We start from the raw sequence: 19170 nt of genomic DNA, 5'->3' as shown, positions 1-19170 counted from the left end.
AATCCAGTAAACCCGTCGGAATTGGATGAACTATATTTCTATGAAGGCAAAGATTTAGGAAATTCCTATCTTAAAGATAAAACGGCATTCCGGTTATGGGCACCACTTGCATCTGAAGCTAAGCTAGTTACTTATAAACATTGGGAAGATTCAGATGGAATAGAGATTCCGATGGTGCGTTCGGAAAAAGGTACCTGGACGATTGAGTTGAACGGTGATCAGGATGGATTGATTTATACATATAAAGTGAGAGTGGGAGAAAACTGGAGTGAAGCCGTCGATCCATATGTTCGTGCAGTTACTGTTAATGGTATTAAAGGAGTCGTGATAGATATAACAGATACGAACCCTGAAAGGTGGACACGAGATAAACCACCTCTCGAAAAAGCTGAGGACATAGTCATTTATGAATTGCATACACGGGATTTATCTATTCATCCTGAAAGCGGAATCCATCATAAAGGTAAATTCTTAGGAGTGATTGAAGCCGGAACCAAAGGTCCAGAAGGAGTGAAAACGGGTCTTGATCATATTAAAGATCTAGGCGTTACCCATGTTCAGTTTATCCCGATATTCGACTTTGCCACAGTCAATGAAATGAAATTGAATGAACCACAATATAACTGGGGATATGATCCACAGAATTATAACGCTCCCGAGGGCTCTTATTCGTCTGATCCGTATCAACCAAAAGTCAGGATTCGTGAGTTAAAGGAAATGATTCAAGGTTTACATGATCACGGTTTACGAGTAATCATGGATGTTGTCTATAATCACGTTTATTCTGTGGAGCACTCAAACTTCCATAAACTCGTTCCCACTTACTTTTTTCGCTATAACGCTGACGGCTCCTTATCTAATGGAACTGGTGTAGGAAATGACACCGCGTCTGAACGTAAAATGATGCGCAAATTCATTGTTGAATCCGTAACCTATTGGGCGAAGGAATTTAACCTTGATGGTTTCCGTTTCGATTTAATGGGGATTCATGATGTGGAAACGATGAATGAAGTGAAAAAGGCACTGGCAGAAATTGATCCGACCCTCATTGTTTTGGGTGAAGGCTGGGATATGGATACCCGCTTGGCCCAAGAGCTGAAAGCAAATCAAAAGAATGCTTTTAAAATGCCTGGAATCGCTCACTTTAATGATGCGATCCGTGATGGTTTAAAAGGGTTTGTAATGAATGAACATGATAAAGGATTCGTGAATGGAAAACCAGGAATGGAAGATATTATCAAAAAAGGAATTGCTGGTGGTTTGAAATATGATGATGATATCGCAACATATCAAAGACCAGATCAAGTGATCAATTATGTTGAAGCACATGATAATTATACTCTATGGGATAAGCTTCTCATCACTAATCCAGATGCGACGGAAGAGAAAAGGAAACAGATGCATAAATTAGCTTCGGCAATTGTCTTACTGTCACTGGGAATTCCAATGATACATGCTGGACAAGAGTTCATGCGCACGAAGGATGGAGATGAAAATAGCTATCAATCTTCTGATTGGATTAACCGATTGGATTGGAAAAGAAGAGCGGAGTTCAATCGGGAAGTGGAGTATATGAAAGGGCTAATTTCGCTCAGGAAAAATCATTCTGTTTTTAGGTTAAGCACACCCGAAGAAATAGAAAAGCATTTACAATTCTTTGATGCTCCGCCAAATGTGGTTGCATTCTCTTTAATAACTGAAGATTCAACAATTGCAGTGATTCATAATGCAAATTGGGACGCGATTACGATTTCTCTTCCCCACGAAGATAATTGGACCGTTTTAGTGGATGGACAGCGGGCTGGCCTGGAAGAAATAGAAAGGATTAAAGGGAGTCAGATAACCGTTGCCCCTTTAAGTTCTTTTGTATTGAAAGCAAAATCTAACCAATGACGATAAAGTCGAAGTGAGTGAATACTATGTCTCACTTCGACTTTGTTCATTTCTGATATGAAATTGGTTAAAAGGAGTCTTCCATTTTTTACTTTCGCAAGTTTGAGAAAAAATGTGCGGGGGTAGAAAATATAAAATGATGAATTTTTTCGTTGTGTAAGAGGGGAGCGATTAGTTTGCCAGAGAAAGTGCATATAAAAATCAATGGTGCAGAGACCAGTCTGGAAGGTAATCAAACAATATTACAAATGCTGACGGATAGCTCCATTGAAGTCCCGAATGTTTGTTACCATCCTAGCCTAGGTCCTATCGAAACATGTGATACATGTTTAGTGAGCGTTAATGGAGAACTTGTAAGGTCTTGTTCAACCAAGATCAACGATGGTGATGTAATTGATACAGTTGCACCTGATGTAAAAGAAGCACAGGTCATGGCTATGGACAAGATATTGTATAACCATGAGCTTTATTGTACGGTTTGCGATTATAATAATGGCGGCTGTGAAATACACAATACGGTTAAGGAAATGAAGGTAAATCATCAAAGTGTTCCTTTTGATCAAAAACCATATGAAGTGGATCGGTCGAATCCATTCTATCGATATGATCCTGATCAATGCATCCTTTGCGGCCGTTGTGTTGAAGCGTGTCAAGATGTACAGGTCACCGAAACATTGACCATTGATTGGGAAGCAAAACGCCCGCGTGTCATTTGGGATGATAATGTTCCGATCAATGAATCTTCATGTGTGTCATGTGGACACTGTTCAACTGTATGTCCGTGTAATGCAATGATGGAAAAGGGAATGGAAGGGGAAGCCGGATTTTTAACCGGCATTGCCAAACAAACACTTCGACCAATGATAGAAATCACGAAAAATGTTGAAACGGGTTATGGTTCGATTTTAGCGATTTCAGATATGGAATCCGCCATGAGGGATGCAAGGATCAAGAAGACAAAAACAGTTTGTACATACTGTGGGGTAGGATGCAGCTTTGACGTTTGGACCAAAGATCGTAAAATCCTTAAGATCGAACCGCAAGTGGAGGCACCTGCAAATGGAATTTCGACTTGTGTAAAAGGGAAATTCGGATGGGATTTCGTGAATAGTGAAGAAAGACTCACAAAACCATTAATTAGGGAAGGGGATGCGTTCAGGGAAGCTGAATGGGAAGAAGCCCTTGAATTGATTTCCCGTAAATTCACTGAAATCAAAGATTCTCACGGTCCGGATTCGATGGCTTTCATAACGTCTTCCAAATGCACCAATGAAGAGTCCTATTTAATGCAAAAGCTGGCTAGGGGAATCATTGGCACCAATAATGTGGATAACTGTTCCCGGTATTGTCAGACACCGGCTACTTTAGGACTATTCAGAACGGTTGGATATGGCGGAGATACAGGGGGCATAAAGGATATCGAAAAGTCCGAACTTGTATTGATCATAGGCTCCAATACATCCGAATCACACCCCGTGTTGGCTACAAGAATCAAACGTTCCCATAAACTAGGTAAACAGAAGCTGATAGTGGCGGACATCAGAAAGCATGAAATGGCTGAACGCTCCGACCTCTTCATCCAGCCTGCTCCGGGAACGGATATCATTTGGCTGTCGGCCGTGTCTAAATATATCGTCGACAAAGGATGGGCAGATACAGACTTCATCAAAAATCGTGTAAATGGAATGGAAGAATACATCAAGACTTTGGAACCTTACACAATGGAATATGCAGAAAAAGTAACAGGTGTAGCTAAGGAAGATTTAATTACGTTGGCAGAGGCCATTCATGATGTGGAAAGTGTTGCAACGCTTTGGGCCATGGGAGTTACCCAGCATGGAGGAGGAAGCGATACAAGTACTGCAATTTCCAATCTAATGCTAATAACAGGCAACTACGGAAAACCTGGAACAGGTACTTACCCATTACGCGGCCATAATAATGTTCAAGGAGCCAGCGATTTTGGCAGTATGCCGGATCGCCTGCCAGGTTATGAAAAAGTAACAGATGAAAAGGTCCGCTTGAAATATGAAAACACCTGGGGTGCAAAAATACCAGAAAACCCTGGCCTGAATAATCATGAAATGGTCGAAGGGATACATGCCGGTACCATCAAAGCAATGTACTTAAAGGGTGAAGATATGGGTCTGGTCGATTCGAATATCAATCATGTCCATAAAGCATTTGAAAAACTGGACTTCTTTGTGGTACAAGATATCTTCTTATCAAGAACGGCTGAATTCGCGGATGTCGTCCTTCCCGCAAGCCCAAGCTTTGAAAAAGAAGGTACTTTCACGAATACGGAACGCCGTATTCAACGTCTTTATCAAGTCTTTGAACCGCTTGGCGACTCAAAGCCTGATTGGCAAATCATAATGAATGTCGCTAATTCGTTAGGAGCCGGCTGGAATTATGAGCATCCAAGTGAAATTATGGAAGAAGCCGCTAAACTATCACCGTTATATGCAGGAGTAAGGTATGAACGCTTGGAGGGTTATAACAGTCTTCAATGGCCAGTGACGCCAGTTGGTAAAGATACGCCACTGTTATTCACGGAAGCTTTTCCTTTCCCTGATGGAAAAGCAAGGTTATTTCCAGTCGAATGGACCAAACCGATTGACTTTGGGGATGAGTTCGATATCCATGTGAATAATGGCCGTTTATTGGAACATTTCCATGAAGGAAACATGACCTATAAATCAAAAGGCATCACTTCCAAAACGCCAAAAGTCTTCCTTGAGGTATCCAGGGAATTGGCAAAAGATAGAGGGCTTGAGGATGGCACTCTTGTTCGGCTTACTTCACCATATGGAAATGCAAAAGTGCAATGCCTGATTACGGATCGTGTAAAAGGTAAAGAAGTTTATCTGCCAATGAACGATTCAGGTGACGGGGCAATCAACCAATTGACAAGCAGCCATTCAGATAAAGATACTGATACTCCTGCCTATAAGGAAGTTCAAGCAAAAATGGAAGTGCTCAGGGTTAAAGGAGACAATCCATTACCGAGTATCAACCATCGTAATGGTAATCCACAACCGCAGATAGGTGTACAAGTACAAAAAAAATGGGCTCGCAAAGATTATATATTCCCTGGTGACCTCTTGAAGATCAAAAAGGAGGAGAGGAACCGTGGCTAAAGCGACAAAAGTGATCAATCGAATCTCCATTAGCGATGAAGAAAGAAGAAGAATTGAACTCGAGGATATCGAGCGTACCCTTTTGGAAAATAAAGAAGTGATTAAAGAAACGTTTGAAGTCATGAAGGGCATGCGGGATCGAGGGATTTTATCAATGGTTAACAGCTTGTTGAAGGAAGGGGACAAAGTGCTGAACATTCTTGTCAAGACAGCAGACACCCCAGAAACGGCAAATACGCTAAAAAATCTGCTTCTCATACTTGGCACGTTAGGAACACTTAATGTTCAGCAGCTTGAACCGCTTATCCTCAAGATCAATTCAGGGATTGCCCGTGTGGCAGAGTCTGATAAAATGCCGGAAAAGCCAAGCTACCTATCATTGCTGCGTTCCTTGAATGACCAAGAAGTCAAACAAGCTATGACTTTTCTGATGACCTTTCTTAAAGGAATGGGAGAAGATACAAGCGATTTGGAAAGAACAACCCAATTACCAGAGAATCAGCATTTGCATAAAGCGAATGAAATAGCGGACATAGAACGGCCGACCTCCAGAAAATCATATGGGTCGAGTATACCCAGTAAAAGCGGAAGCGAAAAAAAACGAAACACCAGCTTGTTTTGGATCGCAGCAGGAGTTTCTCTTGTAACCATTCCGCTAGCCTTATCTAAAAGTAAGAAATAAAGTAGCTCGTTAATATTATTGAAACGGACGTAAAATCGAACTTACTTTGACTTGAGAGATGGTGAATAATTCCCACCAAAATATAAAAGCCGATGATTCCCTTATACGGAAACATCGGCTTTTATATACCCTTACTCATTGGAATCCCCATTTTATTATTGATAACCGCATATATAAAACAAAAAATTAAACCAGCTGCTTCATGAAGAGGGAGGCTGCCGGTTTTTGATGGCTGAGATTAAGATCAAATATAAAAAGATTATGGTGAATAACAAGAGCAGAAAGTAATCTTCTCCACGACCTACTATCAAATATTGTTTGATGCTATAGAAAGAGTGCAATATATTCAAGCCCTGTAGGTCATCAAGGAGGATAATAAGGAAATATGTGCCTAATAAAATTAACAATGATGGTAGTGGCGCTCTCACAACAATATCACCTCATTCTTTTTTTCTTAAAGTGTGTGGTTAATACTTTAAAATATGCACGAAGTCGTGTCATTTTAAATCCTTATATTTAGGAACCTTATGCTTGTAATAAGCCTTTGTGTGCCATAAAATGGGAGTATGAAAATGACCAAGGAGTGTATAAATGAAGCTAAAATTAATGACCGTCACTTTGGGAATCTGTTCTTCATTAATACTTTCAGGCTGTTCAAGTGAAGAGGGAAATGTTGTGAAAAAAGAAAGCAGTCATGAAGGACATTCAGAGCATACGGTATCTGGAGACCTTCAGGAGGAGACCAGCAGTAAGGAAATAGCACCGGATTTCTTAGCTGAAAAACCGGAGGATATGAAGACAATCTATTTAGCTGTTGCACAAAATAAAGATTTACTAGAAAAAATACCTTGTTACTGCGGTTGCGGAGAGTCAGCTAACCATAAAAATAATTACGATTGTTTTATCCATGAGAATAAAAAAAATGGTGAAGTGGTTTGGGATGACCACGGGACAAGATGCGGAGTTTGCTTAGAAATTGCTGCGCAATCCATATTGGACTTGAATGACGGTATGAGCGTCAAAGAGATCCGGAATAAAGTCGATGAAAAATATAAAAGCGGATATGCCAAACCAACTCCTACTCCTGAAGTGTAAGTACAAAAAAAGTATGAAAAATTCAAGCGAAAATGAGTGTTTGGAAAATACGGCTTTTGCCCGATATTCATTCGGAAAAAGGCCGTTTTTTTAATTTCTCGGAGTCATGGATGCTTTCACATTTATAATATTGGTCTCATAGGGGAATACTTCCATTAAACATTCAACGTGAAAGGAGCTATACTTTGACATTAATCCGTCTTGGTTATGTAGCCATGAGTAATCATGTGCCAAACTGTTCACCATCCCAAACGATGACTTTTGCTCAGTTTTCTAAAATTAAGGACAGAGATGCAGCGATAAGGAAGCTCGAACGCATTTCAATATCCAATCTTCATAATTGCTGGCGTTTACTGATTCATAACGAAGCTAATAATATTCAGTTCTTCAGGCTTTCTTCAAAACTTATCCCTTTAGCCAATCATCCAGAAATTCCAGAATGGGATTACATAGATCCTATTTCAGAAGAACTGGCTAAATTAAAAACATTCATAAAGAATCACCCAAAAATGAGGATAGATTTTCACCCAGATCATTTTGTCATCTTGAATAGCTCAAATATCGATATACTGAAGACATCCTTAAAAACATTAAGGATGCACTTTACTTTATTAAAAAAAATGGGAGTGGATCCCGAGCACCGCTGTGTTTTGCATGTTGGCGGCGGTTATGGCGAGCATGTACAGGCATTAGAGCAGTTTATCCATAATTGGGGTTTGATTCCGGAATCGATTCAAAGAATGGTCATTCTTGAGAATGATGATACTACCTATACTTTGTCGGAAACACTTTATTTATGTGAAAAATTAGGCATACCAATGGTTTTTGATTATCACCATTACCTTGCACATCAGTTACCAAATGAAGATTGGAAAGATCATTGGGACCGAATATTGAATACCTGGAGTAATTCCAAGCTACCCCCTAAAATGCATATTTCAAGTCCAAGGTCCGATAAAGAATTTCGAGCACATGCTGATTTTGTGGATACTGGAATGTTCATGGAATTTTTGCAACAAATAAAGGGAAGCTTACCACAGCTGGATTGCATGATTGAAGCAAAACAGAAGGATGGAGCACTTTTCCAGTTGATGGATGAGCTGAAAAGTCACAAAGACATAGAGATTATTGATAATGCCAGTTTTTATATTCATTAATTGATTGGGGGAATATATGACAAAGGGAAGTAAATAAGATTCTCTTTATCAAATATCCAGTGTTTACATAACATTATTATCGTCAATAGATTGGTCGCTATTCCTGTATTCGAATTCCGTTATCAATGAAAAATTGTTTAGAAAGAGCGAGGGGGTAAAAAGTCATAAAAGTTATTGCAAAACTTCTTCATTAACAATCTGGTTAGCAGGGGGGCAGTGGCAATTTTTTTATAATTGAGGATACGATAGTTGTTCTGTTGTCTGTTTGAGCAGCTTTCATTTTCCTTTGGAAGAAATCGCTGCCTCTCTCCAAGGTTCATTTGTTTTTACAGGAATATATTGAAATCAAGGCCGAATATTCCATTGCATGGTGAAATCGAAATTTTTTTATATAGAAAGCAGACTATGTTAAAAATTGGGAAAATAGTTATTTTTAATAGTGCATGTACAAAAATATAATAAATGTCATAAAAAACAAGCTCCATATTTAGCTTTTAAAGCGTTGTTTTACTTTATTGGAGTCATAAATCAAGAAGGAGTTAAAAAGGCTCTATGAATCTATATAGCCGGTTAATGGCGGTTGGTAGATTATAGGTGCTTTCTGGTTTATTTTTATAAGAATATTCTGAATGTAACAAAGGACCTGTATTGATACATTCAAAAACGCATTAAATCAAGGTTTATAAGGGTATTAAAATTTATAAAACTTGCCTTTTTTTCACCTGTTCACGTACAATGAAAGAAGGGGAAAGGAGAATGAGCCATTCATGCAATCAGCCTCTCAAAGAATTAAAAATGTCCAGCCTATACGCCGGTTGGATCACATAGAAAAAATGAAAAAGTCACTATTAAAATATTGCAGCTACAGGGATTATATGATGTTTTCAATCGGGATAAACATCGGGTTACGTATAGGGGATCTTTTACAATTGCGAGTGAAAGACATTCTTGAGGGTACGCATATTGTCATTGTGGAGCAAAAAACAGATAAAATTAAGCGGTTCCTTGTCAATCCTCAACTTCGTAAAGAAGTTAGGAAGTATGTCCGGAAATTGAACCTGAAAAATGATCAGTATTTATTTCCAAGTCGAAAGGGTAATGGTCCAATCACCAGGGTACAGGCCTATCGGGTTCTGAACAAAGCGGCTGAAATGGCAGACATTCCGGATGTAGGTACACATACCCTTCGAAAAACCTTCGGCTACTTACATTACCAAAAATTCAAGGATATCGCTTTACTGCAGCAAATCCTTAATCATTCCAATCCAAAAGATACGATGATTTACATAGGACTCACACAGGATTTAATGGACGAAACATTAATGGATTTCTATTATTAACTGAAAAGGACGAAGTACAACTCCTGTAGTACTCATTATTTTTATATGGATATCACATTCCTTCAATGGGGAGTTATTTCGGAGAAAACATTATTTCGATATATCTGAATGGGTAGATAAAACTAGAATCATTGGTGTGGATAGGTGAAAGGGCACTCGGAATGAGATACGCGCCTTTTGCTAGGAAAATCTACTTCACTGAGGATTTTGAAAATTATAAGAGTTTTGGCCAGGTAATGGACAGAGTTTTAAATCAACCGAATGACTTCTCAAAAAAGACTAGAATACATAGTCTTTTTTTTTGATACCACCGTACTGATTTTTATAAAGAGTCACTCGATTTAGTATATTAAAAACATTTACTTTTCTGAAATTCTGTTATTTTCCTGTTTAAAAAATAATGAAACAGAAAGTTATCAGAAATGAATGGTTGCTGCAAAATGAAATCACCATAATAATATTATGTTAACTAAAACTCGATATTCTCCTACTGTCAAAGGACTCGAACTGCACCTCAATCGTTATAGAAAATCTCATAATTGGGGTGCAGTATGGAGTGGTTACCACTAAAATAGGTAATTAGTTCGGTTATAAGGTACTCATATTCGTCATCTTATCTAGCTCCAAAGGCAAAAAAGCATATTCTCCGTCCTTGATTATCTCACATTTACGAACGGTAATTGGCTGTTTAAAAATGGGCCCGTCTATTACGGTCGTATGGAACTCTCCGCCTTCTCCGCAGGGGTCAATACCGCGAGCTTCAAGTTCCTTCACGTATTCATGGGTTAACGTTCGCCCTAAATCATCCTCTGTCATTCCCAATGATAAATTAACGGTTACGATGATCGTTACAAATCCCAGATTCATGAACTCTTCGACAGCTTCACGATGATTCATTTCCCATAAAGGCATTCCAAGCTTCAACCCGGCATTCTTCGTAACCTTATCATGCCAACAGCCATGGGCAGGCATATCCAAGTCTCCTGTTACTAAAACTTCTGCTCCTTGATTTTTAGCATTTTCTAAAAGGTGCATAAATACTTTTTCATAATCAGTCCAACTGGCAGCTGCAGTATATACAGGCAATCCTATTGATTCAGCTTGGGCATGTATGAGTTCCGGAGGCATTCCATGGGATCTGGAACGTTTTCCTTCTTCCTCCAGCATGACGATAAGTCCTACAGCTTCTCCAATCTTCATTGCTTTATAAAGGGCTAAGACACTATCCTTTCCTCCGCTAAAAGATGCTATGAACTTATGACCGCGAGCACTATTTTTCCAATCGATTAATTCTGACATTCATATTTTCCCCTTTATTCTAATGACTTTTTGCCAATTTCCTATTTTATAGATGAATTATGATAACTATATTTGTTTGATTTTATCACGGTTGAAGCCTTCAGATAAGATATTAATGCATCCTGATACAAAAAACTTGATTTAAAGGGAAGTTCTTCCCGAAAAAACTACTCTATAATGAACTGAACAATATAACGTGATTAATCCCTAGGGTACAAAGCTGAAATAAAAAGGCATGAGTCTCGGTGGGGGACCGATTCATGCCCTTAAGGCTAGCTAAATTGTATAGCTATTATGGGTTTATTTCACATAGTAGCTTCTTTTTATAAAACTGCAATATGTATTTCCACTTTTCCATCAGGGTAATATTTTTCAAAATCCAGGCTATATTTCCTGTTTATTTTTTTCTCTTCCTCCAGCTGCCATATCTTTTTCCAGGTTTCACCTATGGAATGTTCATCTTGTAAACACTCAAACACCGCGTATTCTTGATCTGGAATGACAAAATTTTCATTCGATACGGGGGTTTCGGTGGCTATAGCTAATGTATAATCTCCACGATAGTTACTTTCGTACTGATGGTATATCCCATATTTCATATCATTTTCAATATTATAATCATTTATTTTGCTCCAAAGGGATCCGATTTTCTCGAAAAGATTTTTATCGGTGAAATTATTAGTCCTTATTTCGCCAATCATGTAGACTTCTTTACTCATTAACTAGCAACCCCTTATTTAAATAAATTTGAATACCACAATAATGATATCATAATGATGAGATTTTTTGGAAAGTTTTGGCGTTAGTTCCTGGTTTGGATTTTGTGAATTGAAGTTAAATATAAATGGAGGAACCAATTTATATTCAGATGTGAATTAGTTGTTTACCCTATTTATTGTATCCAGTGTTATTTAAATTGGATACAATATATTAAAAATTTAGTATTGTAATCGCTTTATATAGTTGATATAGTTTAAATTGTATCCAATATCGAAAGGTGGACGCTGAATTGGATAATGCTAATTCTAAAAGAGATAAATCTACAATCGTAAAAAATGTAACGAAAAGTCTTAGGAAGGCGATTTTGAATGGGACGTTGAAAAAGGGGGAGCGACTCATTCAAGAGGAGTGGGCAGATCGCCTGGAAGTAAGCAGAATGCCCATTCGTGAAGCCCTTACACAACTTCAAATGGAGGGGTTGGTGGAAATGGTTCCTCATAAAGGAGCAATCGTCACACCGATTACCCGGGATGATATTGAAGAAATTTATCATACCAGGTCTCTGCTTGAAGGCCTTGCTGTAGAAAAGTCGCTTCCTTATTTAACAAAGGAGGATAAAGAAAAATTAAAGGGAATTTTGATTGAAATGGAAGGGATTCAGTTATCTGATGAAACCAATGAACATTATATCCTTTTGAATGCGGCTTTTCATGAAACCCTCCGAAAAGGGTGCCCGTGGCCAAGAGTTCAAAAAATGGTAGAAACGTTGGGTATCTCACCCATTGCGCCGAATTTGCTGATTGATTATTACCCAGAAACGCAACGGGAACACCGGATGATATATGAAGCGGCACTAAGAGGGGATCCTGCAGAACTAAGGGCAGCAGTAGAATTTCACATCTTACGGACTAAGAACAATTTAATTACGTATATGGAGTTGCTGAATACTAATAATCATCAATAAAAGGAGTGTTAATTGTGTATGATTTCGCAATTGTTGGCGGGGGAATTGTAGGTTTATCGACGGGAATGGCCCTTTATCAGCGGTTTCCTAATGCTAAAGTGGTAGTCATTGAAAAAGAGGCTGTTGTTGCAGATCATCAAACGGGGCATAACAGCGGCGTCATCCATTCAGGAATTTATTATAAACCAGGCAGTTTCAAAGCACGGTTTGCCCGTCAAGGAAGCAAATCAATGACGGAATTCTGTAGGATGCATGGAATTGATCATGATATTTGCGGTAAGGTCATTGTTGCAACAAAACCAGAAGAGTTGCCCCTTCTTGATGATTTATTTTCACGCGGTTTACAAAATGAGCTAGCTATCCAAAGAATCGGTGTGGAAGAGTTAAAGGAAATTGAACCGCATGTTAATGGACTTGGAGCGATTCGCGTCCCGCAAGCTGGCATCGTCAATTATCGTCAGGTAAGTGAAAAGATGGCGGATATCATCCGAGGCAACGGCGGTGAAATCAAGCTGAATACAAAGGTGGAGAAGATTGACGAGGATTCTGATGAAGTCATCATCGCTACGAACAACGGGACAATAAAAGCAAGGATAGTCATTAATTGCGCTGGATTGCACAGTGACCGTATCGCAGCAGCCGCGGGGTATAAAACTGATATGAAAATTGTCCCGTTTCGCGGTGAATATTTTAAATTGAAGCCCGAAAAGCGCTTTCTTGTCAATCATTTAATTTATCCGGTACCTAACCCTAAGTTTCCATTTCTAGGAGTTCATTTCACACGGATGATTAGCGGCGAAGTAGATGCTGGCCCAAATGCTGTACTAAGTTTCAAACGTGAAGGTTATAAAAAAACTGACTTCAATGCGAAGGATTTAACTGAAGTTTTAAGCTATAAAGGTTTTTGGAAACTGGCCAGTAAATTCATGAAGGAAGGGATGGATGAATATGTCCGTTCTTTTAGTAAAAAGCAATTTACGAAAAGCCTGCAGGAATTGATTCCGGAAATTCAAGAAGATGATTTAATCCCTGCACCTGCCGGAGTCCGGGCACAGGCGTTACAGGATGATGGTAATATGGTGGATGATTTTCATATTATAATGGGGAAACGGACCATTCATGTTTGTAATGCACCGTCACCTGCAGCAACAGCCTCCATTGAAATTGGAAAAGAGGTTGTTACCCGCATTCCGGAACAATCACACTTATTGGAAGCAGTATTGACAAAATAATATTCGTTAAAGAGAGGAAGAGGCCTCATGTTCAATGGTAAAACAATTTTTATTGCAGGTCACGCACGTTTACCTCAAGGGATGGCGGCGAAAAGTGTCTTTGAAACATTGACCATCACCGCGGAAGTCGATGCTAAATATGGTGTTGTCCTGGAGGCTTCTTGTACACTGGCAACAGAGCATGGACGGGAATTTATTGGGCGTTTATTAAAAGGGATCAGTTTAAATGATGGTGTTGATGAAGCGATAGAATCGATTACATCTTATTATCGGGGGAAAGCGGCTAATGCATTGATTGCTGCCTTGAAGGACCTGGATCTCCATTTTCAGCAAATTAAAGCGGCAGAAAAAACGAAACTACCAAGTTAGTAAAATGATTTATCAGAATAATTTGTAAAAGATGTTGACATTTTTACGGAAAAACGTTTTAATGTAATTAAGCCAATATTATGACATTAACACCTTTTGGAAAATACCTTTTCAGAATCGTGTAAAGATCTTAATGATTGGAAACAGGAAAAATAAATCATACATAAACTGCATATTCGCTGTGACTCTATTTGCATAGAGCAGTGAAGTGAATATAAGCCAGTTGTACAGTTGGATTCCCATTTTATTTGGGGATCATGTGCGACTGGCTTTTTATATTTCCTGTTAACTTTGTCACCTATATTACAAATAACAGGAGGAATCATTCATGAACATTGCAGAAAAAAAGAGAGCGAAGTTTGAAAGGAAAACAGAAAAATACGAGGTGAAAGTTCACCCTCAATCCAGCCGTTTATATCATATTGAAATTTCAAAAGAGGCGATTGCTGCTTTTTTAGAAACGGTATCCAAGGATAATCAGTCTGTTCAACATCTGGAATATACGCCATATGCACGACTCATCATTGCTTCATATCTTTTGGATCAAGTGGGGGAAGACTTTGGTGAATTGCTTCGTAACATCGTTCATGATCGAGAATCCGGCGGCTTCACCCTTGGCTTGGAGGGTGTCACGGAGAATACAGATGAATATGTCATTTTTGCAACGGCCATTTCATACTTGCTCGGAACTCCAAATCATGATGCCATGTCAGGAAAATATTATGCCCGTTTTAGTGTTCAAGACACGGATAGCAGTGATTCATATTTGCGTCAGGCCTATCGTTTATTTACACTTCATACGGACGGAACCTTTGTTGATGAACCAACGGACTGGTTACTGATGATGAAGATGATCGAACAAAATGCCCGCGGTGGCGAATCACGCTTATTGCACCTAGACGATTGGAAAGAGCTTGATATGTATGTAAATCATCCATTATCAAGCCAGAAATTCACGTATAAGGCACCGAAAAGCAAGAACATTGATCAGGAAATTGAAAGATTGACATTCTTCAATCATAATAACAAACCTGGTATATGTTTTATCGATCAATTTGTTTATCCTGATTCGATTAAACAAGCCAAATACTTACGCGATTTATCCAATTCATTAGAAAACGATGAAAGTGTACTTGAACTGGAACTGCCAGTTGGAGATTTAGTTGTCGTCAACAATATATTTTGGCTTCACGGCCGGGCTGCATTTGAAAAAGATCCGAACCTGAATCGTGAATTGCTTCGCCAGCGCGGAAGATTCAATCAATAGTTTCATTTTGTAAACCCAAATTTTTTCATCCCCAAATACCATTTTTAAGATAAATTCTTTTCAACCCAAGGGTTGGAAGCAATTTATCTTTTTTTTTGAAAAGGTTCATTCTTTTAACTTTATCTCGTCTGAGTAAAACTTTTTAAGTACGGTATCAGGCATACTACATTACGTTTTTATCATGATGGAGAGATCAAACAACACTTTATAAACGACTAGTATTTTCAATTTCCGTTAAGGAATATACGGATTCAAAAAGATTCATAATGCTCCAATGTTCGGTGCGAAACTGAATTTCTGATATACTGATATGGCCAAAATATATAGAAAGAGGGGATAGTACTTTATGGGGATCGCTAATTTTTCTAATTTTACGCAATTTAAAAACTTAATTAATGCTTTACCTGCTGCCTATACAGATGAAATGATACTGAGCGAGCAATTTTTGCTTGAAAGAGATGAAAAGAAGAAGCTCGAAATCTATTACGCACCTTTTGAATATGTAAATGAACGGGCCAAAGTGGTGATTGTCGGAATCACTCCTGGATTACATCAAATGAAAAAATCTTATTCTACAGTAATTAATGCAAAAGGGCACATACATAGTGATGAAGAGATCCTGAACGAAGTAAAAAAGAATTCCAGTTTTGAAGGAACGATGAGAAAAAATTTGATTCAAATGTTAGATGAGCTTGGATTACACACATACTTAAACATATCGTCCGCACTGGATCTTTTTAACGAAGCAAATCACCTCGTTCATACTACCTCTGTTTTAACCTATCCAGTTTATAACGGTAAAAACTACAGTGGGACAACTCCGAACATATTAAAGACCGAGTTGCTTAAAAAAAATATAATGGAGGGCTTTGCTGCCGAAATAGGTACGATTGAAAGCCCGCTTATTATTCCTTTAGGCGTTAATGTTTCCAAGGTCTTAAATTATTTAGCAGGTCAGAATTATTTGGATGCTAACAACATGCTTCTAGGATTTCCTCATCCATCTGGAGGAAATGGTCATCGTCATAAGCAATTTGCAGCAAATAAAGAGCAAATGAAAATGATGTTACAGCACTATTTTTCAAAGGGAATGACCGTTGGTTAAATGGGGGCTGTATGCTCACTAGTAAAATTAACTATTTACTAGTGATATTTTGGAGATTATAATAAGAACAAATGTTCTTTATTATAGGAGGCATTAACATGGATGAACTAGAGGAATTTTTAAAATCACTTACTATTGAAGAGTTAAAAGTTATTTATGAAGAAGTAAGTGAATCAGATATTAATAAATAAATGAAATAAATTGAAATTGAAGATTCTTATTTTTTCATTTCAAAGAACAGCATGATTTTTTCCGAACGTGGAGTAGGAGGTACTTTATCATGAAAACCATAGCCTAAGAACCAGCGGTAAGCCATATTAATCGTTTACCCAGGGAACGAATACCGAATGTACATTGAATAAATGTCAATTCAACTAAAATACTGGATTAATACTTGGGCGTCCTAACTTTGAATACATATCTTTCACCAAGTCATAAATGAAAGTGAAGTCAATGGAAGCCTCCATTTTACGAACCAAATGGTTCGCCGGCACCAGTCGATCTAAAGTAATCATTTCAAGTTGATCTCGCTGAATAGAATCATGTTTAGAAAGCATCTTCATCACCTCTAGTTTTAATACTTCTATTTTAAAACAAAAATGACCCTAGGCAAAAAGTGTTCTATCTAAGAGTTAAAGCAAAGTTGATTGGAACGGAAGGTACGAGACTCCTGCGGGAAAAGCGCGTCTAGGGGAGACCCCGCAGGCGAAAGCCAAGGAGGCTCCCCAACGCCCGCGGAAAGTGAGTGCCTGGAGTGTAAATTAACGTCCAAATTGTACAAGCCATAAAAAATAGACAAACTCGATTTTCCTCGAGTTTGTCTACAGTCTGAATCAAGGACTCATTAAAGGTCCTTGATTTTTCTTATGAAAAGGACCCATTTGAAAAAAACTGATCTAGTGATTTTCAGATCAGTCGAAGTTCATACAGCAAGTTAGGTAATGGGAAGCTAAATTTATAGAGCACCTCTGACATCATAATTTTCTATATCGATTTCGATTTTTCTATCAAGTGCGAGATTTGCCAATAGTGAGCCTATATATGGGCCCATTGTTAAACCGGATGCTCCAAGACCATTGGCTACGATTATTCCTTCCCAGTCAGGCAAGGGACCAATGACCGGAAGGAATCCCGGCGTGAATGGACGAAATCCGACCCTTGCTTCAACAAACGTACTATCTGTCAAACCGGGAGCGGTTTGCAAGGCTTTATCGAAAACCTCCTGGAGTCCTCCTGCGGTCATTCGAGTATCGAAAACTTCCGTATTTTCGTGAGTCGCCCCAGCAACGATTTTATTATTATCGAAAGCCAAAAGATATTGATCACTGGGAGGCATGACTACAGGCCAGTCATTAGTATTGTCATTTGGCGTTTCCAGATGAATGATTTGAGCCTTTTGGAAGGTGACTTGAAAATTCACGCCGAGTGGCTTCAGTAATTGCGGTGCCCAAGCGCCAGCACAAACAATCACTTTATCGGCAGATATGAATTCATCTCCAAGTGTTACACCTGTCACTTGTGCACCGTTATATGTAAGTATGGCCTCACCATACATAAGTTTTGCACCGTTTTTTTGTGATGCCCGCAATAAGGAATCACGTAGTGCGCGTCCATCCACCCGGGCGGCACCACTCACGTGAACGGCTGCATATTCACTGGAAAGAGGCGGAAATAAGGCACGTGTTTCCTCTGCAGAAAGTATTGTGATCGTCCCTATCTCCGGTGCATCTTCTTTCCGTTTTGCAGCCCGGTTCTTCATGGCATTCAGTTTATCTTCATCGGTATGTAAACTTATAGCTCCGACCTGGGCATACCCAGTCTCGGTTTCCCCGTCCCGTTCAAGTTCTTCAATTAAACCCGGATAAAAAGCAGCACCATTTTTGGCAAGGAGATACCAAGCTTGGTTGCGTCTTTGCGAAATCCAAGGGCAAACGATTCCTGCAGCTGCAGATGTTGCCTGACCGATATCTTGTCGGTCAATAATGATCACTTCAACCCCATTTTTAGCCAACTGATAGGCAGTGGAAGCTCCCAAAATTCCTGCACCAACTACAATGATTTTTTGCATGATTCAACATCTCATTTCTCTCATATGTATAAACGCTTACCACTACTATATCGAAGACACGAAATGATTGCCACAACTGATATTGTAATTTCTTTCACAAAGTTATTTTATCTATAGTGAATATGCTATGATTGATATTGCGAAAGCTTGAAAAGATACTAGGAGGACATATCATGCTAAAAAAACAAATGGAATCATACATATCAAAATCCGTAATCGAAAACAAGGTTGAGTTATTTAAAGAAGAAAAGGATTATGTCGAAAAGCATAAATTAATCGCCGATGATATCATTTTAGTGGAAAAAGAAAATGCATCCCGTTTTACAGATGCTTATATGGAGCGAAGTAATAAAGAAAGCGAAGAGTTAATCTCTGAAGAGAACTCTGCATTTTTATCACAACCGATCGAGTATTTGAAAAATAACAAAGATGAGTTCCTTTACTTTGAATCACAATGGTTCGAATTAATCGGTGTTGAGGCACTTTCTTTAGAAGTCGATGATGTTTTTGGTACGTATAACGCGATGTTCGGATTGAAATTCCAGAAAAAAATGGGAGAAGTTTTAAAAACGTATTTAACTAAGGAACTTCAAGCTGAAATAGGTTCGTTCAGTTTAATGTTTAACCAGGGCGACGGGCTATGGGATGTGAATTTAGCCCTGGATAACATAAAAGGATTCCGAGAAGACATGACATTAGAGGAAGCTTTTAATTTAATCTATCATTTTCTTTTTATCCTTGTTCAAACAATCGAGGAAAATATGTAAAACGAGGTGCCGCCATAAATTTTAATGGCGGTTTTTTTTATTTCTTGATTTAACCAATGCCCCTAGGCTTTG

14 protein-coding genes and 3 pseudogenes are annotated in these 19170 nt (G+C 38.6%); 12 read left to right on the top strand and 5 right to left on the bottom strand.

Going from position 1 to position 19170, the window contains the following annotated elements; genetic code table 11:
* Positions 1-6: 6 nt before the first annotated feature.
* The 3 genes and pseudogenes from pulA to ACSR9O_RS14115 form a co-directional block, all read left to right on the top strand.
* Positions 7-1893, top strand: a pseudogene (gene pulA, locus ACSR9O_RS14125) (type I pullulanase); the annotation flags it as partial.
* 176 nt (positions 1894-2069) lie between these two features.
* Positions 2070-5033 carry a formate dehydrogenase subunit alpha gene (fdhF, locus tag ACSR9O_RS14120; protein WP_491724567.1) on the top strand — a complete coding sequence of 988 codons (2964 nt, stop codon included), beginning with the start codon at positions 2070-2072 and terminating at the stop codon, positions 5031-5033.
* Positions 5026-5547, top strand: a pseudogene (locus ACSR9O_RS14115) (helical membrane plugin domain-containing protein); the annotation flags it as partial. The gene fdhF and the pseudogene ACSR9O_RS14115, both read left to right, overlap by 8 nt.
* 368 nt (positions 5548-5915) lie before the next feature.
* Here the strand turns inward: ACSR9O_RS14115 and ACSR9O_RS14110 are convergent.
* Positions 5916-6143: a YczF family membrane protein gene (locus tag ACSR9O_RS14110; RefSeq protein ID WP_491724566.1), complete on the bottom strand. Its 228-nt coding sequence runs from the start codon at positions 6141-6143 to the stop codon at positions 5916-5918.
* A gap of 163 nt (positions 6144-6306) precedes the next feature.
* Here ACSR9O_RS14110 and ACSR9O_RS14105 point away from each other — a divergent pair, with 163 nt between their 5' ends.
* The 3 genes from ACSR9O_RS14105 to ACSR9O_RS14095 all read left to right on the top strand — a co-directional run bounded on the left by ACSR9O_RS14105 (position 6307) and on the right by ACSR9O_RS14095 (position 9307).
* Positions 6307-6810, top strand: a complete 504-nt coding sequence (locus tag ACSR9O_RS14105; RefSeq protein ID WP_402937101.1) for a PCYCGC motif-containing (lipo)protein — start codon at positions 6307-6309, stop codon at positions 6808-6810.
* Between the two features lie 185 nt (positions 6811-6995).
* Positions 6996-7967 carry a UV DNA damage repair endonuclease UvsE gene (gene uvsE / locus ACSR9O_RS14100; protein ID WP_491724565.1) on the top strand — a complete coding sequence of 324 codons (972 nt, stop codon included), beginning with the start codon at positions 6996-6998 and terminating at the stop codon, positions 7965-7967.
* Positions 7968-8734: 767 nt separating this feature from the next.
* Positions 8735-9307: a site-specific integrase gene (locus tag ACSR9O_RS14095; RefSeq protein ID WP_491724564.1), complete on the top strand. Its 573-nt coding sequence runs from the start codon at positions 8735-8737 to the stop codon at positions 9305-9307.
* Positions 9308-9895: 588 nt separating this feature from the next.
* On the opposite strand, the gene ACSR9O_RS14090 is transcribed toward ACSR9O_RS14095, so the two are convergent.
* Together ACSR9O_RS14090 and ACSR9O_RS14085 are read right to left on the bottom strand one after the other, a co-directional pair.
* Positions 9896-10606, bottom strand: coding sequence for a Dph6-related ATP pyrophosphatase (locus ACSR9O_RS14090; protein WP_101225340.1), 711 nt, complete (start codon positions 10604-10606; stop codon positions 9896-9898).
* Between the two features lie 323 nt (positions 10607-10929).
* Positions 10930-11325, bottom strand: coding sequence for a GyrI-like domain-containing protein (locus ACSR9O_RS14085; RefSeq protein ID WP_491724563.1), 396 nt, complete (start codon positions 11323-11325; stop codon positions 10930-10932).
* A 290-nt stretch (positions 11326-11615) separates the two neighbouring features.
* Here ACSR9O_RS14085 and ACSR9O_RS14080 point away from each other — a divergent pair, with 290 nt between their 5' ends.
* The 5 genes from ACSR9O_RS14080 to ACSR9O_RS14060 all read left to right on the top strand — a co-directional run bounded on the left by ACSR9O_RS14080 (position 11616) and on the right by ACSR9O_RS14060 (position 16263).
* Positions 11616-12290, top strand: coding sequence for a GntR family transcriptional regulator (locus ACSR9O_RS14080; RefSeq protein ID WP_133346415.1), 675 nt, complete (start codon positions 11616-11618; stop codon positions 12288-12290).
* Positions 12291-12304: 14 nt separating this feature from the next.
* A complete protein-coding gene (gene lhgO, locus ACSR9O_RS14075; RefSeq protein ID WP_260357708.1) occupies positions 12305-13522 on the top strand; it encodes an L-2-hydroxyglutarate oxidase in 1218 nt (405 codons plus the stop codon).
* Between the two features lie 27 nt (positions 13523-13549).
* On the top strand, positions 13550-13891 hold the full coding sequence (locus ACSR9O_RS14070) for a DUF3870 domain-containing protein (protein ID WP_053535078.1): 342 nt from the start codon (positions 13550-13552) through the stop codon (positions 13889-13891).
* 328 nt (positions 13892-14219) lie between these two features.
* Positions 14220-15158, top strand: a complete 939-nt coding sequence (glaH, locus tag ACSR9O_RS14065; protein ID WP_491724562.1) for a glutarate dioxygenase GlaH — start codon at positions 14220-14222, stop codon at positions 15156-15158.
* 346 nt (positions 15159-15504) lie between these two features.
* Positions 15505-16263 carry a uracil-DNA glycosylase family protein gene (locus ACSR9O_RS14060; protein ID WP_491724561.1) on the top strand — a complete coding sequence of 253 codons (759 nt, stop codon included), beginning with the start codon at positions 15505-15507 and terminating at the stop codon, positions 16261-16263.
* 242 nt (positions 16264-16505) lie between these two features.
* On the opposite strand, the pseudogene ACSR9O_RS14055 reads toward ACSR9O_RS14060, so the two are convergent.
* Together ACSR9O_RS14055 and ACSR9O_RS14050 are read right to left on the bottom strand one after the other, a co-directional pair.
* Positions 16506-16820, bottom strand: a pseudogene (locus ACSR9O_RS14055) (transposase); the annotation flags it as partial.
* Positions 16821-17218: 398 nt separating this feature from the next.
* Entirely contained in the window at positions 17219-18331 is a 1113-nt protein-coding gene (locus ACSR9O_RS14050) for an NAD(P)/FAD-dependent oxidoreductase (RefSeq protein ID WP_491724560.1), read from the bottom strand.
* A gap of 173 nt (positions 18332-18504) precedes the next feature.
* Between ACSR9O_RS14050 and ACSR9O_RS14045 the strand changes: the two genes are divergently transcribed.
* Entirely contained in the window at positions 18505-19098 is a 594-nt protein-coding gene (locus ACSR9O_RS14045; protein ID WP_101222207.1) for a branched-chain amino acid aminotransferase, read from the top strand.
* Positions 19099-19170 lie beyond the last annotated feature (72 nt).

The organism is Peribacillus sp. B65 (assembly GCF_058513295.1).
The sequence above is the reverse complement of the archived record's forward strand: the minus strand, read 5'-3'. Positions and strand labels throughout refer to the sequence as shown.

Excerpts from the sequence above, each read along its gene's own strand:
- ACSR9O_RS14105 (WP_402937101.1), top strand. The coding sequence starts at position 6,307 with ATGAAGCTAAAATTAATGACCGTCACTTTGGGAATCTGTTCTTCATTA.
- ACSR9O_RS14095 (WP_491724564.1), top strand. The coding sequence starts at position 8,735 with ATGCAATCAGCCTCTCAAAGAATTAAAAATGTCCAGCCTATACGCCGG.
- ACSR9O_RS14090 (WP_101225340.1), bottom strand. The coding sequence starts at position 10,606 with ATGTCAGAATTAATCGATTGGAAAAATAGTGCTCGCGGTCATAAGTTC.
- ACSR9O_RS14085 (WP_491724563.1), bottom strand. The coding sequence starts at position 11,325 with ATGAGTAAAGAAGTCTACATGATTGGCGAAATAAGGACTAATAATTTC.
- ACSR9O_RS14070 (WP_053535078.1), top strand. The coding sequence starts at position 13,550 with ATGTTCAATGGTAAAACAATTTTTATTGCAGGTCACGCACGTTTACCT.
- glaH (WP_491724562.1), top strand. The coding sequence starts at position 14,220 with ATGAACATTGCAGAAAAAAAGAGAGCGAAGTTTGAAAGGAAAACAGAA.
- ACSR9O_RS14060 (WP_491724561.1), top strand. The coding sequence starts at position 15,505 with ATGGGGATCGCTAATTTTTCTAATTTTACGCAATTTAAAAACTTAATT.
- ACSR9O_RS14050 (WP_491724560.1), bottom strand. The coding sequence starts at position 18,331 with ATGCAAAAAATCATTGTAGTTGGTGCAGGAATTTTGGGAGCTTCCACT.
- ACSR9O_RS14045 (WP_101222207.1), top strand. The coding sequence starts at position 18,505 with ATGCTAAAAAAACAAATGGAATCATACATATCAAAATCCGTAATCGAA.